The 13,046-nt window shown below is 71.2% G+C and carries 15 protein-coding genes; 7 read left to right on the top strand and 8 right to left on the bottom strand.

The features are described 5' to 3' along the window. Nucleotides 1–23: 23 nt before the first annotated feature. Nucleotides 24–2,057: a CocE/NonD family hydrolase gene (locus ACFVW6_RS15500; protein ID WP_378827350.1), complete on the bottom strand. Its 2,034-nt coding sequence runs from the start codon at nt 2,055–2,057 to the stop codon at nt 24–26. Nucleotides 2,058–2,219: 162 nt separating this feature from the next. Here ACFVW6_RS15500 and ACFVW6_RS15495 point away from each other — a divergent pair, with 162 nt between their 5' ends. Further along, nucleotides 2,220–2,873 (top strand): TetR/AcrR family transcriptional regulator, encoded by a 654-nt coding sequence (locus ACFVW6_RS15495; protein WP_355278890.1) that lies wholly within the window; start codon nt 2,220–2,222, stop codon nt 2,871–2,873. 7 nt (nt 2,874–2,880) lie between these two features. Here ACFVW6_RS15495 and ACFVW6_RS15490 read toward each other — a convergent pair whose 3' ends face one another. Next, on the bottom strand, nt 2,881–3,555 hold the full coding sequence (locus ACFVW6_RS15490; RefSeq protein ID WP_378827353.1) for a TetR/AcrR family transcriptional regulator C-terminal domain-containing protein: 675 nt from the start codon (nt 3,553–3,555) through the stop codon (nt 2,881–2,883). Between the two features lie 116 nt (nt 3,556–3,671). On the opposite strand from ACFVW6_RS15490, the gene ACFVW6_RS15485 reads away from it, so the two are divergent. Next, nucleotides 3,672–4,190 (top strand): hypothetical protein, encoded by a 519-nt coding sequence (locus ACFVW6_RS15485; RefSeq protein ID WP_378827355.1) that lies wholly within the window; start codon nt 3,672–3,674, stop codon nt 4,188–4,190. A gap of 100 nt (nt 4,191–4,290) precedes the next feature. Here the strand turns inward: ACFVW6_RS15485 and ACFVW6_RS15480 are convergent, their stop codons facing one another. Beyond that, entirely contained in the window at nt 4,291–5,211 is a 921-nt protein-coding gene (locus ACFVW6_RS15480; protein WP_355278884.1) for an alpha/beta hydrolase, read from the bottom strand. A gap of 65 nt (nt 5,212–5,276) precedes the next feature. Next, nucleotides 5,277–6,044, bottom strand: a complete 768-nt coding sequence (locus tag ACFVW6_RS15475; RefSeq protein ID WP_378827357.1) for an ankyrin repeat domain-containing protein — start codon at nt 6,042–6,044, stop codon at nt 5,277–5,279. 247 nt (nt 6,045–6,291) lie between these two features. On the opposite strand from ACFVW6_RS15475, the gene ACFVW6_RS15470 reads away from it, so the two are divergent. From ACFVW6_RS15470 to ACFVW6_RS15460, 3 genes are read left to right on the top strand one after another with little or no spacing between them, the layout of a single operon-like run. Continuing rightward, the gene (locus tag ACFVW6_RS15470) at nt 6,292–7,170 is read left to right on the top strand and encodes a hypothetical protein (RefSeq protein WP_378827359.1); all 879 of its coding nucleotides are present in this window, start codon (nt 6,292–6,294) and stop codon (nt 7,168–7,170) included. A gap of 53 nt (nt 7,171–7,223) precedes the next feature. Then, a complete protein-coding gene (locus ACFVW6_RS15465; RefSeq protein WP_378827361.1) occupies nt 7,224–8,309 on the top strand; it encodes an S-(hydroxymethyl)mycothiol dehydrogenase in 1,086 nt (361 codons plus the stop codon). Then, entirely contained in the window at nt 8,306–8,932 is a 627-nt protein-coding gene (locus tag ACFVW6_RS15460; protein WP_378827363.1) for an MBL fold metallo-hydrolase, read from the top strand. The genes ACFVW6_RS15465 and ACFVW6_RS15460 overlap by 4 nt, the downstream gene beginning before the upstream one ends. Nucleotides 8,933–9,031: 99 nt before the next feature. On the opposite strand, the gene ACFVW6_RS15455 is transcribed toward ACFVW6_RS15460, so the two are convergent. After that, nucleotides 9,032–9,424 carry a DUF6223 family protein gene (locus ACFVW6_RS15455; RefSeq protein WP_378827366.1) on the bottom strand — a complete coding sequence of 131 codons (393 nt, stop codon included), beginning with the start codon at nt 9,422–9,424 and terminating at the stop codon, nt 9,032–9,034. A 212-nt stretch (nt 9,425–9,636) separates the two neighbouring features. On the opposite strand from ACFVW6_RS15455, the gene ACFVW6_RS15450 reads away from it, so the two are divergent. Continuing rightward, complete coding sequence (locus ACFVW6_RS15450) at nt 9,637–10,737, top strand: sensor histidine kinase (RefSeq protein WP_378827368.1); 1,101 nt, start codon at nt 9,637–9,639, stop codon at nt 10,735–10,737. After that, entirely contained in the window at nt 10,734–11,402 is a 669-nt protein-coding gene (locus ACFVW6_RS15445; protein ID WP_378827370.1) for a response regulator, read from the top strand. The genes ACFVW6_RS15450 and ACFVW6_RS15445 overlap by 4 nt, the downstream gene beginning before the upstream one ends. 18 nt (nt 11,403–11,420) lie before the next feature. Here ACFVW6_RS15445 and ACFVW6_RS15440 read toward each other — a convergent pair whose 3' ends face one another. From ACFVW6_RS15440 to ACFVW6_RS15430, 3 genes are read right to left on the bottom strand one after another with little or no spacing between them, the layout of a single operon-like run. Next, nucleotides 11,421–12,020 carry a methyltransferase family protein gene (locus ACFVW6_RS15440; protein ID WP_378827372.1) on the bottom strand — a complete coding sequence of 200 codons (600 nt, stop codon included), beginning with the start codon at nt 12,018–12,020 and terminating at the stop codon, nt 11,421–11,423. Nucleotides 12,021–12,035: 15 nt separating this feature from the next. Further along, nucleotides 12,036–12,710, bottom strand: a complete 675-nt coding sequence (locus ACFVW6_RS15435) for a cation transporter (protein ID WP_378828168.1) — start codon at nt 12,708–12,710, stop codon at nt 12,036–12,038. Beyond that, entirely contained in the window at nt 12,707–13,036 is a 330-nt protein-coding gene (locus ACFVW6_RS15430; RefSeq protein WP_355278857.1) for a metalloregulator ArsR/SmtB family transcription factor, read from the bottom strand. Before ACFVW6_RS15430 ends, ACFVW6_RS15435 begins: the two co-directional genes overlap by 4 nt. Between the last annotated feature and the right edge of the window lie 10 nt (nt 13,037–13,046).

The following is a 13,046-nucleotide window of genomic DNA, read 5'->3' as shown; positions in this document are numbered from 1 at the left end:
GACGGGGGTGCGCGCGGCGGACATCACCAGCCGGGATCGGTGTCCAGCGGGACGTTGATCCAGCTCGGGCGAGCGGGGTCGAGTTCGAGGTGCTGGGTGCGCAGGCCGCTCTCGTTCAGCAACGGCCGCAGCGGGATTCCGCTGGGGAAGTTGCTCGCGAACACGTCGATCCGCAGGCGGTGGCCCGGCAGCAGCACGCCGTCGGTGGCGCGGATGCCGATCTCGATCGTGGTCGGCTCGCCGGGGACGACCGGCTGACGGGTGTCCAGGGTGAGGATCGGGTACGGGTCGGTGTAGTCGCCGTTGGGCGAGCGGGTCGACTTGCCGTCGTCGATCGCGCGCAGCGAGGCCACCAGCTGACCCTGCGACCAGACCGTCGACCGGCCGTCGGGCGCGACATCGTTCACCGTCACCGTCCAGTACCCGTCGGTCGCGTCGAGCACCGTGTTCAGGTGCGCGGCGATCGCGCCGGAGATCCGGGTCGGCTGGGTGACCGGCGCGGTGGTGAAGGTCAGCGCCGCGCCCTCACTGATCCGCGCGTCCTTGGCGCACACATCCGGCAGCGGGATCAGCCCCGCCGTGCCCTGCGCGGCGTCCCGCGAGCAGATGGTGGTCAGGCTCGGATCGACCGAGACCCGCTGTGCCGCACCGGGCGCGCCGACGAGGCTGCCGTCGAAGCGGGCGCCCGGCGCCGAGCCGGACGACGCGGGGTCGAGATACATCCGCCGGTACTGCATGCCGGGGCGCGGGAAGGCGACGTCGGTGGTCCACTGCTCGCTGCCCTGCTGCCACAGGGTGACCGGCTCGTAGCGGTCGACGCCGTTGTCGATGCCCTTGAGCCACTTGTCGAACCAGGCGCGCTGCAACGATTCCAGCGGCGCGGGCGCGCCGGCCTGGCCGAGGCCCGAGCTCACGGTCACGTGGTAAACGTTGCCCATGACGAGCTTCTTCTGCTCGGCAGGCACATCGACGGCGTTGTAGATGCGCGGGGTCGAGTAGGTGAAGATGTCGTGCCAGCCGCCGTAGAGGAAGGTCGGCACCTGCACCTGGTCCGGCTGCCCCACCCAGGCGGTGCGCAGCGGGCTCTCGTCGTCGAGGATGCTGGCCATCTCCGGCGGGATCTGGTCCACGCTCGGCGTGGTCAGGGCCGCGATGAGCACATTGAAGAACGTGAACGGGTCGCGCACCCGGTCGCCCAGCCAGGTCCAGTCGAACTTGCCGTTCAGGATCGACACCAGGTCCGGCAGCAGTTTCGCGCCGTCGACGGCGAGCAGCCACGGCGGAATGAAGCCGACGCCGAGCGCGCCACCGGGCGCGGCGACGTCGCGAATCAGGTCGCTGCCGGGCACGATCGGGAAGATCGCCTTCAGCGCGGCGGGGTGCCGCTGCGCGGTCTGGAGCTGGTTGATCCCCGAGTAGGAGATGCCGCTCATCCCGATCTTGCCGTCGGACCAGCCCTGCGCCGCGGCCCAGTCGACGACCTCGACGCCGTCGAGCTGTTCGCGTTCGCCGAACACCTGCCAGGTGCCCTGCGAGAAGCCGGTGCCGCGCACGTCGACGACCACCTGGGTGTAGCCGCCGCGGATCAGGTTCCGGTCGACGCCGAAGGTGCGGGCCGCGCCGCCGGGCAGCGCCTTCATCATGTCGCTGAGGCTGCTGAAGCCGAAGGCCGAGAAGTCCAGGTTCTGCAGCACCGGCATGAGCACGTCCGACAGGCCGGGCACCGCGAGCGCCGAGTCGGCGACGTTGGACACCAGCTTCGTGTACGGCGTCATATTGACGATGGTCGGCGTCGGCTCGGTGATCGGCTGACCGTCGGCACCGGCCGGGTGATAGACGTTGGCTTTCAATACCGTTCCGTCACTCATCGTGATCGGCACGTCCCATTCGATGAAGACGTTCGGGTATTGCTGCGGGCCGTTGTGGGTGGCGACGAACTGCGCGTCCAGCCCCCCGTTCGCCGGCAACGCCTGGCCGACCGGGGCCGATGCGACGGCACCCGTGAACACGACGACGGATGCGACCAGCGCGGCCAGTCGCCCTCGATATTTGATCATGCTTCGGTCTCAGCCCTCCACCATCGGGAACCACGACGTTCCCGTACCGGGAAGTAACGTAGCCTGCGTCACGTTCGATCGCAAGAACATGTTCTCGGCCGATTCCCCGCAACCACCAACCGCCGCACCGACCCCCGCGGGCCACCTGACAGAATCGATGGCGTGAACGCGCCCGAACTCGATGCCGACGGACGCAGGTACCGCGGCGCCGCACCGGGGCAGCGCCAGCAGGACCGCCGCGCCCGGCTGATCGAGGCGGCCACCGAAGCCTTCGGCACCGACGGCTACCGCAACACCACAGTCACCACCCTCTGCGCCGCGGCCGGTGTCGGGAAGCGCTACTTCTACGAGTCCTTCACCGACAGCGAGGACCTGCTGCTCGAGGTGTATCGCGAGGTCACCGCGCGCATGCTGGAGGCGATCCACGTCGGCATCGGCGACGTCGACGCCGATATCGACACCAGGGTGCGCGGGGCGCTCACGGCGTATTTCCAGCTCATCCTCGACGACCCGCGCGTGCCGCGGATCGCCTTCTTCGAGATCCTCGGCGTGAGCCCGACGGTGGACCGCGCCTACCACGATGTGCTCGACGCGCTCGTCGACATCTGTCTGGCGCTGTTGACACCGTATGTGGACCTGGACTCCCATCCCGCGCCGAGTGCGCGGATGGTGGTCCTCGGCCTGGTCGGCGCGATTCTGATCATCGCCCAGAAATGGGTGCTCGACGACTACCGGCAGCCGCTGGCCGATGTCGTCGACAGCGGATTCCTGGTGGTCGGCGCGGTGCTGGCCCGGATCCGCGCCGACGCCGAATAGCGTTGCGCTAGCGCGCCTTCCGCGCGCCGATGCCGTCGAGCAGCGCGCTCAGACCGTACCGGAAGGTGCTGTCGGGGGCGGCGTTGTAGCCGGTGCCCGCCGCGCGGTCGATCCGGGCGCGGAGCCGGGGGAAGGCGGCGGCGATCTCGGTCGCCTCCGTCATCGCCTGCGCCAGTTGCGTTTCCGGGTCGGCACCGCCCTTGCCCAGTCGCCTGCGCAGCGAGACGTTGGCGGCCGGGCCGGTGGCGTTGCCGAGGACGAACAGGAAGAGCGCGGCGACCGCGCGATCGGCCTCCTCGTCGTCGAAGCCGGCCGCCTCGAAGACCGCGAGCGCGTTCTCGTCGTGCCGGGACTTGTTGGGGCCGTAGAGCAGATGACTCGCCTGCGCCTGCACCAGCCAGGGGTGCCTGGCCAGCGTCGCGTTCATGCCGGTGGCCATCGCCTCGGCCGCCGCCCGCCAGTCGGCGACATCGGGATCGGGGAGCTCGATCTCGCCCCACACCTCGTCGACAGCCAGGCGCACCAGGTTGTCCTTGTTCTTCACGTGCCAGTACATGGCGGTGGCGGCGGAGTCGAGGCGCTGCCCGAGGCTGCGCATGTTCAACCCGTCCAGCCCTTCCTCGTCGAGCAGCTCGATCGCCGCGCCGACGATCTGTTCCCTGGTCAAGGTGTCGCGTGCCATGCGGCCACGATAGGCGCGCCGCCGTCGCTTTTACAAAGTTCAAGAAATCTCTTGCACTTAGTTCAAGTCGGGAGCTATAGTTCTTTTACTTAGTTCAAGCCGGATCGGAGCACACCATGAACGCCCTCGTCGCCGCCATCGAGATCGCCATCGCCGCCGCCTTCGTGAGCATGCCGATCGTCCGCAACCGCTACGGCAAGGCCGCCATGGCGACCGCGCAGGCCGAGCTGTCCCGCCAGGGCGTGCGCACCACGGCGCTGCACGAACACGGGATGCGCTTCGACGCCAGCGGCCACGAGAGCGCCGCCCCGCTGAGCGTCGCCGCGATCATGCTCACCGCCGCCGCGCTGAACCTGGCCGGCCTCGACATCGCCCGCCCGGTGAACTGGGTGGTGCTGGGGCTGGTGTTCCTGGGCAACTGCGTGATCGTCTACAGCAACCACACCGCGGTCAGCTCGGTGACCGCCGCCTTCGCCCGCACCGGCGACCCCGAACTGGCGCGCATCGACGTGCCCGCGCTGCTCGACTGCGCCGAAGCCGGGTTCCCGGCCTGGACCTGGACGCTCCAGAAGGTCCGCAACACCGTGGTTTTCGGTGGCGCGCTGCTCGGTCTGGCGATCTCGATCCTCGGCTGAACCCACGAAAGCCCCGGCTCCGGCCGGGGCTTCGTCGTGCGTGGGCCGAACACTGCGACCTGCCGCAGAACTCCGCCTGCGTGCCGTCTTCCGAAGCAGGTCAAGCGATCCCGGCGGTGAAGGCGGTGAACCGCTCGGCGATACGGTCGGGATACTCGCCGTTGATGGCGTGCGACGCGTCGGGCCAGACCTCGACCTGGGCGCCGGGGATGAGGCGCGCGGTGGCGGCGGCCGCGGCGGAGTCGTGCACGATCGAGCGACCGGCGAACAGCGCGAGGACCGGGACCGTGAGCGCGCGCAGCTGGTCCTCGGTGGGGCGTGGGAGCAGGGGCTGGGCGCCGCGGTAGTCCCTCATCCCGGCGGCGATCAGCCTGGCCTCGGGCAGCGAGTCGTCGACCGGAACGCCACCGGAGATCCAGCCGAGCAATCGGTGTCGCACCCCGGCGGGCAGGGCGGGGATGGCGCTGCCCAGCGAGACGACGATCATCTTCCAGCTCAGCGGGGCGAAGGTGTTGGCCGGATCGAGCAGGGTGATCGAGGCGACGCGCTCCGGGCGATGCAGCGCGGTCTGCACGGCCAGGTTCGCGCCGATGCTGACCCCGAGCAGGTGGGCCCGCCGAACACCCAGTCCCACCAGTGTTTCGGCGACCCAGGTCGCCTGATCGGCGCCGTCGGTCAGCGCGCGGGTCTGCCCGCTCGCGCCCGGTTCGCCCACGCTGTCCACCGACCAGACCGTGCGCCGCGCCATCAGGCCGGGCAGGTTGGCGGCCCACATCGGGGTCGAGGCCTGGCGGCCGGCGAGCAGGACCACCGGAATATCGCCGCCGGGGCCGAACCGATAGGCGCGCACCGGGCCGAACGAGGTCGGCACCGCGGCGATGGCGTCCGGCGGCGGGAGTTCCGCCATCCCCGCGCGATAGGCGGCGGCGAAGTGCTCGAAGCCCGCCTGGTCGGTGAAGTGCCCGACCTTGTCCGTGGGTCGGCCGATCGTGGGATCGAGGAACAATCCGTCGGCGGCCATATCGCCGAGCGTAGCCCGCTGACCTGAACGAATCCCACAGTCGCGGTCGGCACGCCAGCAGCCGGTCAGCGTCCCCGCAGCAGGGCGACGATCGCGTCCTGACCCTTGCGCTCGGCGTTCTGCAGCGCGGTGCGGCCCTCGGCGTCGCGAATCCCCGGGTCGGCGCCCGCGTCGAGCAGCGCGGTGACGGTCTCCTGGTAGCGCTGCGAGCCGTCGCCGTAGACGATCGCCTCCTGCAGTGCCGTCCAGCGCGGGGTGTTGACATGGTTCACTTCGACCCCCGCCGCGATCAGCATCCGCACGGTGCTCACGTGCCCGTGCTCGCTCGCCGGGATGAGCGCCGTCCCGCCGTAGCGGTTGACGCTGCGCAGGTCGGCGCCGTGCCGCAGGGCCGGCTCGAGGATCTCGTCGAAGCCCTCGGCACCGGCGTAGAGGTAGGCGGAGTCCTGGAGGTCGTCCTTGGCGTTCACGTCGGCGCCGGCCTCGATCAGCGCCACCGCGGCCGCGCTCGCCCGGTTCTTGGTGGCGGCCACCAGCGGGGTCCGGCCCTGGTCGCCGCGGGTTTCCGGATCGGCGCCGCGGGCGAGCAGGTCACGCACCCGCGCCACGTCGTCGGTCGCCGCGGCGGCGAACAGTTCGTCGTCGAGGCTGTGGTCGAACTGCCGGGTGGTCGGCGGCGCCTCGGCCTGCGCGGGCGCGGCGGTGCTCACCGGGACCGGGGCTGACTGCGGCACGTCCGGGTCGGCGGAGCAGGCGCCGATACCCACCGCGAGCACGGCGAGCGCGAGCACGCTCGCGCGGGTGCCACGGACTGTCGGGCGAGCCGGATTCATGGGTTTCTCCTCTGGTCAGGTCCCTTCCACCGTGCCCATCGAGCCACCGTGCGTCCAGGACGCAGTACCGATCATCACCATCGACACCGTCTATGGCGGATCGCGGTAGCCGCCGGATGAACAGCACAGAACCATCGCCCCCGCCGTATTGCCCTGCGCGGCGGCCGATGTCCAGACTGGGAGCCGGTCGACCACCCGCCCGGTGCACGACGACGGGCGGCGATCATCACGAGCCGAAGGACGCGCGATGCCGTTTCTGCTGATCTCCGGAGTCTTCGTCGTCGAAGGCGCACAGCCCGACGGTGACTCGGTGCGCTTCCGTCCCGACGACCCAACCCTGTGGGACCGGGTGGGCGGCCCGCACCGGGTGAAGCGCAATGCCTCCGGTGCCGCGCAGCTGCGCCTGGACGGCATCGACTCGCTGGAGACGCACTACACGCCCCGCCACGGCACCCGCACCCATCAACCGCTGCCGTTGGCGCGCGCTGCGGCCGCGGAACTGCTTGCCTGGCTCGGCTTCACCGGCGTGGTGCGGGACGCGAACGAGACCGTGACCAGCGCCGATCAGGCCGGGGTGCCCGGGTTCATCCTGACCAGGGGTGCCGATCTGCACGGCCGCTGCGTCGCGTTCGCCGGGCGCGGCGCGTCCCCCGGCAGCGCGGGCACCGAGATGTTCGTCGACGTGGCCCTGCTGCGGCTCACCCTCAACCACCACCAGCTGGCGACCGGCCTGGCCTACCCGACGTTCTATCGCAGCCTGTTCCCCGCCTTGCGCGCCGAACTCGCCGCCGTCGCCACGGCCGCCGCGACCGCGCCGACCCCGCTCGGCGTCTGGGCGGCCGACGCCACCACCAGCGGCGCCGCGATCACCACGCCGACCTCGCTGTTCGACGACGTGGTGATGCTGCCGAAGCTGTTCCGCCGCCTCGCCGACTACCTCGCCCTCGGCGACGGCGATCTCTCGCTCGACGGCTTCCCCGCCTTCCTCGCCCAGGCCGCCGACCGCTTCTTCGTCGTCTCCACCGGCCACTCCACCACCGGCCTCGACGCGATCACCGTGATCGACGGCCCGACCGTGCGCCTGACCCACCCGCCGACCGATCTGGTCTTCGACGAGAAGGTGTGATCGGTGGCTGGACCCCGCTAGCGTTGGCGGCGACGTCAACCTAGGAGGTCCGCATGCCCGACACCGTCCGCGGAGTCATCGCCCGCGCGAAGAACGCGCCGGTCGAAACCGTCGACATCGTGATTCCCGATCCGGGGCCGCACGATGTGGTCGTCCGCGTCCAGGCGTGCGGGGTCTGCCACACCGACCTGCACTACCGCGAAGGCGGCATCAACGACGAGTTCCCGTTCCTGCTCGGGCACGAGGCGGCGGGTGTCGTCGAGTCGGTCGGCGCGGCGGTCACCCATGTCGCCGAGGGCGATTTCGTCGTCCTGAACTGGCGCGCGGTCTGCGGCGAATGCCGGGCCTGCCGGCGCGGTCGCCCCTGGTACTGCTTCGACACCCACAACGCCAGCACGCCGATGACGCTCACCGACGGCACCCCGCTCACCCCGGCGCTCGGCGTCGGCGCGTTCGCCGACAAGACCCTGGTGCACGAGAAGCAGTGCACCAAGGTCGATCCCGAGACCGATCCGGCGGTGGCCGGCCTGCTCGGCTGCGGCGTGATGGCGGGTATCGGCGCGGCGATGAACACCGGCGCCGTCTCGCGCGGCGACAGTGTCGCGGTGATCGGCTGTGGCGGCGTCGGTGACGCCGCCATCGCCGGCGCTTATCTCGCCGGCGCGGGCACGATCATCGCGATCGACCGCGACCCGCGAAAGCTGGAGTGGGCCAGGGACTTCGGCGCCACCCACACCATCGACGCGAGCAGCACCGAGGTGGTCGAGCGGATCAAGGAGCTCACCGACGGTTTCGGCGCCGACGTCGTGATCGACGCGGTCGGCCGTCCCGAGACCTGGAAACAGGCCTTCTACGGCCGCGACCTCGCGGGCACCGTGGTGCTCATCGGCGTCCCGACTCCCGACATGACCCTCGACATGCCGCTGATCGACCTGTTCTCGCACGGCGGTTCGCTGAAGTCGTCCTGGTACGGCGACTGCCTGCCCGAACGCGACTTCCCGATGCTCGTCGACCTGCACCGCCAGGGCAGGCTGCCGCTGGATCGCTTCGTCACCGAGCGCATCGGCGTCGACGAGGTCGAGCAGGCGTTCACCGCCATGGGCGAGGGCAAGGTGCTGCGCTCGGTGGTGGTCTGGTGAGTGCCCGCGTCGAGAAGGTCGTCACCTCGGGCACTTTCGCGCTCGACGGCGGCACCTGGGACGTCGACAACAATGTGTGGCTGATCGGCGACGACACCGAGGTGTTGATCGTCGACGCCGCCCACGACGCCGACGCCATCGCCGCGGCGGTCGGCTCCCGGCACGTCACCGCCATCCTGTGCACGCACGGCCACAACGACCATGTGACCGTCGCGCCGGAGCTGTCGCGGCGCCTCGACGCCCCGGTGCTGCTGCACCCCGGCGACGAGCCGCTGTGGCGGATGACCCACCCCGACGCCGGCTACCGCTCGCTGGCCGACACCGGCCGGATCACGGTGGCCGGCACCGATATCGATGTGCTGCACACCCCCGGCCACTCCCCCGGCTCGGTGTCGCTGCACCTGCCGGAACTGTCGGCGTTGTTCACCGGTGACACCCTGTTCGCGGGTGGACCGGGCGCGACCGGCCGCTCCTTCTCCGATTTCGGCACCATCATCGATTCCATCCGCGACCGCCTGTTCGCCCTCCCGGACGACACCACGGTGCACACCGGCCACGGCCCCGACACCGCGATCGGCACCGAACGGCCCGCGCTCGCGGACTGGATCGCCCGCGGCCACTGAGTTCGGTCCAGGAGTGTCCACCACGCCTTCGGCGGGCACTCCTGGCACCGGGCCCACAGCCACGCCTCGAATTCCGTTGCACCGCAACCAGATCAGCGCTCAGCCTGCTCGGCGGACGCGGACCAGCGCCAGGCCACCCAGCGCCGCGCCCAGGACACCGAGAACACCGGCGATGTACCCGCCCGCGATCCCGTTCCCGGTGCCTAGCCCACCGTCGGCGGTGACGACGACGAACACCCCGACCACGGCGGCGAGCATCCCGGCGCCCACCGCGAACGCCGCCGGGAGACTCGACGGCCGCGCCAGCGCGAGGCCACCCAGGATCGCCCCGACCAGGGCGAGGAACGCGGCCGAGGTCGCGATCGCGCGGTCGGCGGTCAACCCGTAGGCGTCCGCGACCAGGACGGTCGACGCCGACGCGGGCGCGGCCGCGACGAGTCCGGCGGCCAGGACGGCGGCGACGGTACCGGGGAGGTGACGGAAAGACGACATGGCGTACTCCTTCGATCTGCTGTTTACCGCTCGATCTTCGGCCGGGACCCCGGGTCCGGTCGTCGTGCGACCGTGGACAATCCGCGCTGCCGCGCCCGCGGTAGCGGCTACCGCCGAGGCGGTACCACCGGCGCGGATACCGCGGGCGCGGTAGTCGCGAGATCACCCCGTCGGCGGACTCGCCGCGCCGCGCACCGGGCTAGGGTGCTGACATGAGCAGGGCATGGATCGGCGACGCGGCGATCGCGGTCGGCGTCGCGGCCGTGCTGCTGGTCACCGCGCTGACCCGGCAACCGTCCGCCGACGACCTGCGCCCCCTCGGGTACGTGCTGCTGGTCGCCGGTGGACTGGCGCTGGCGGCGCGGCGCCGCGCGCCGGTGGCCGTGCTGGTGGTGACCGGCGCGTGCGCGCTGGGCTCGCAGGCACTCGGGTTCGATGTGCCCGCCGTCGCGTTCCTGTTCGCGGTGTACTTCGCCATGCGCGCGGGCCATCGCTGGATGACGCTCGCCGCCGCGCTACTGCTCCTGGCGACCCTGCCGTTCGCCGCGATGCTCTCGCTGCACGACGCCACCGCCGCGCTCGCCCGGTCCCGCGACGCGCTCGAGATCGCCTGGCTGATCGCCGCCGCCGCGGCCGGGGAGGCGCTGCGGCAGGCCGAGCGCCGCGCCGACGAGGCCGAACGCACGCGCGAGGAGACCGCGCGCCGCCGCGCCGACGAGGAGCGCCTGCACATCGCCAGGGAACTGCACGATTCGCTCACCCATCAGATCTCGGTGATCAAGGTGCAGTCCGAGGCGGCCGTGCATGTGGCGCGCAAACGCGGCGAGGATGTCCCCGAGGCGCTGCTCGCCATCCGGGACGCCGGCCGCGAGGCGGCCCGTGAACTCCGCGCGACCCTGGAAGCGCTGCGCGATGACGGCGCGCCCCGGCCCGGTCTCGCTCAGGTCGCTGAATTGGTGGAGCGAGTGCGCCTTGCGGGGATCGAGACGACCTTGACCATCGCGGGCACCCGCACCGATGTGCCCGCCGCGGTCGACCGGACCGGCTACCGGATCGTGCAGGAATCGCTCACCAATGTCACCCGCCACGCGAACGCCGCCACCGCCTCGGTGCGCATCGACTACGGCCCCGACACCCTCGTGGTCGACGTGGCCGACGACGGTCGCGCCACCCCCGCCGACGCGCCACGGCCCGGCGTCGGTCTGCTCGGGATGCGCGAGCGGGTGACCGCGCTCGGTGGGCACCTGCGCGCCGCGCCCCGCGCGGGCGGCGGATTCGCCGTGCACGCCGAATTGCCGGTGGTGCGATCATGATCCGGGTTCTGCTGGTCGACGACCAGCCACTCATCCGCAGCGGATTCCGCGCGCTGCTCGAGATCGAGGACGATATCGAGGTCGTCGCCGAGGCGGCCGACGGCGGCGACGGTGTCGAGCTGGCCCGTCGCCACCTGCCCGACATCGCCCTCGTAGATATCCAGATGCCGGTGGTCGACGGCATCGAAGCGACCCGCCGCATCGCGGCCGACCCGGCCCTGGCCGGGGTGCACGTCGTCATCCTGACCAACTACGGCCTGGACGAATACGTCTTCGACGCGCTGCGCGCCGGCGCGGCGGGCTTCCTGGTCAAGGACATCGAACCCGAGGACTTCCTGCACGCGATCCGGGTGGCCGCCCGCGGTGACGCCCTGCTCGCCCCGTCCATCACCCGGCGCCTGATCGCCCGCTACGTCACCCAGCCGCCGCACGCACCCGCCGCGGATTCGGCGCTGCGCGAACTCACCACCCGCGAACGCGAAGCCGTCGCCCTGGCCGCCCACGGGCTGTCCAACGACGAGATCGCCGCCCACATGGTGATCAGCCCGCACACCGCCAAGACCCATATCAACCGCGCGATGGCCAAGCTCCACGTCCGCGACCGGGCTCAGCTCGTCGTCGTCGCCTATGAATCCGGGTTGGTCACGCCGCGCACGCGACCCTGATCGCGGACCGTCCCGGGACTAGCGTCCGACGCCCGGGACGAATCTGCCTGTCGCGGCGCAGTACTCGCGGTAGCCGACGCCGTGGACGCGGGCCAGATACGGCTCCTCGACGACCCGGACCTGGAGTTCGATCGTCGCCAGCAGCAGGACGAACCCCGCCAGGGCGACGACGTTCGGGATGATCAGCGCGATGCCCGCCCCGAAGACGAGCATCGCGGTGAAGATCGGGTTGCGTACCAGGGCGAACACGCCGGTGCGCACCAGCGCCGTCGTCTCGTCGGCGTCGACGCCGATCCGCCAGGACTCGCCCATCTGGACCTGGGCGAGGAGGGTGGCGCCGATGCCGACGACGGCCAGCACGATCCCGATCAGCTGAATCGGTGTGGCGGTGAGGAATTCGAGCGGGTCCAGGACACCGCTTAGCTGGAGCGCCACCCCGGCCAGGCCGACGACGATCGCCGCGACGAAGCCGACCCCGGCCAGCCATTCGAGCGAGCCGGGACGGCCGCTGATGCCACGGAACCCGGTGGAACCCGTCGTCCGATACTGCCGCCAACTGCGCCACCCGAAGCCGAGCGCGCCGAAGATCACGTACAAGACCAGTGCCGTGACAGCCATGGCCGGTGTCCTTTCTCATCCATCGCAGCAGTCGCGGGTCGCGACCGCGCCGAGCGGCGGTGCCGGACAACAGGTGTCGCCCCGCCAGGCATCGCGCCCTTCCTTGACGGCGATGACCGCGATCACCAGCGCGGCGATCGGGTCGGCCCACGACCAGCCCAGCAGCGCGTTGAGCACGAGCCCGACCAGCAGCACCGCGGACAGATAGGTGCACAGCATGGTCTGCCGGGAATCGGCCACCGCCGAGGCCGACCCGAGTTCGCGGCCGGCCCGGCGCTGCGCGGTCGACAGCACCGGCATGATCACCAGGCTCAGCGCCGCCAAGGCGATGCCGACCGGTGAGTGCCGCGCGTCGTCCGCGCCGGTCAGCGCGCGGATCGCGTCGACGGTGACATAGGTGGCCAGGCCGAAGAACGAGAACGCGATGATCCGCAGGGCGACCCGCTCCCGCGCGTGCGGATCCCGGCCGGCGAACTGCCAGGCCACCGCCGCCGCGGACGACACCTCGAGCACCGAATCGAGCCCGAATCCGATCAGCGCCGTCGAGGACACTCGCGTGCCTTCGGCCAGCGCGATGCTCGCCTCGACCACGTTGTAGGTGATCGTCGCCGCCACCAGCCAGCGGATCCGGGTCGCGAGCGCCCGGCGCCGGTCCGGGAGCAGCAGTGGCACACCGAGATCGGCCATCAGCAGCAGTCCTGCGTGGCGGCGGCCGGGCAGCAGGCCGGGTCGACCGCGAGCACCAGTCCGACCAGGTCGTCGAGGGCGCGCCCGATGCGCGGATCGGCCAGTTCGTAGCGGCTGCGCCTGCCCTCGGGCACGGCGACGACCAGCCCGCAGCCGCGCAGGCAGGCCAGGTGGTTCGACAGGATCTGCCGCGATACCCCGATCTGGTCGGCCAGCTCCGACGGATACCCGGGCGCGGAGCGCAGGCTCAGCAGGATGCGCGTCCGGGTCGGGTCCGACAGGGCGTAGCCGAAGCGGGACAGCGCGTCGCCGTGCATCGCGGTGCTCATACCCAAATAG

The sequence above is a fragment of the Nocardia sp. NPDC058244 genome (assembly GCF_042882065.1).
In the GTDB taxonomy this organism is placed as follows: Bacteria; Actinomycetota; Actinomycetes; order Mycobacteriales; family Mycobacteriaceae; genus Nocardia.
The sequence above is the reverse complement of the archived record's forward strand: the minus strand, read 5'-3'. Positions and strand labels throughout refer to the sequence as shown.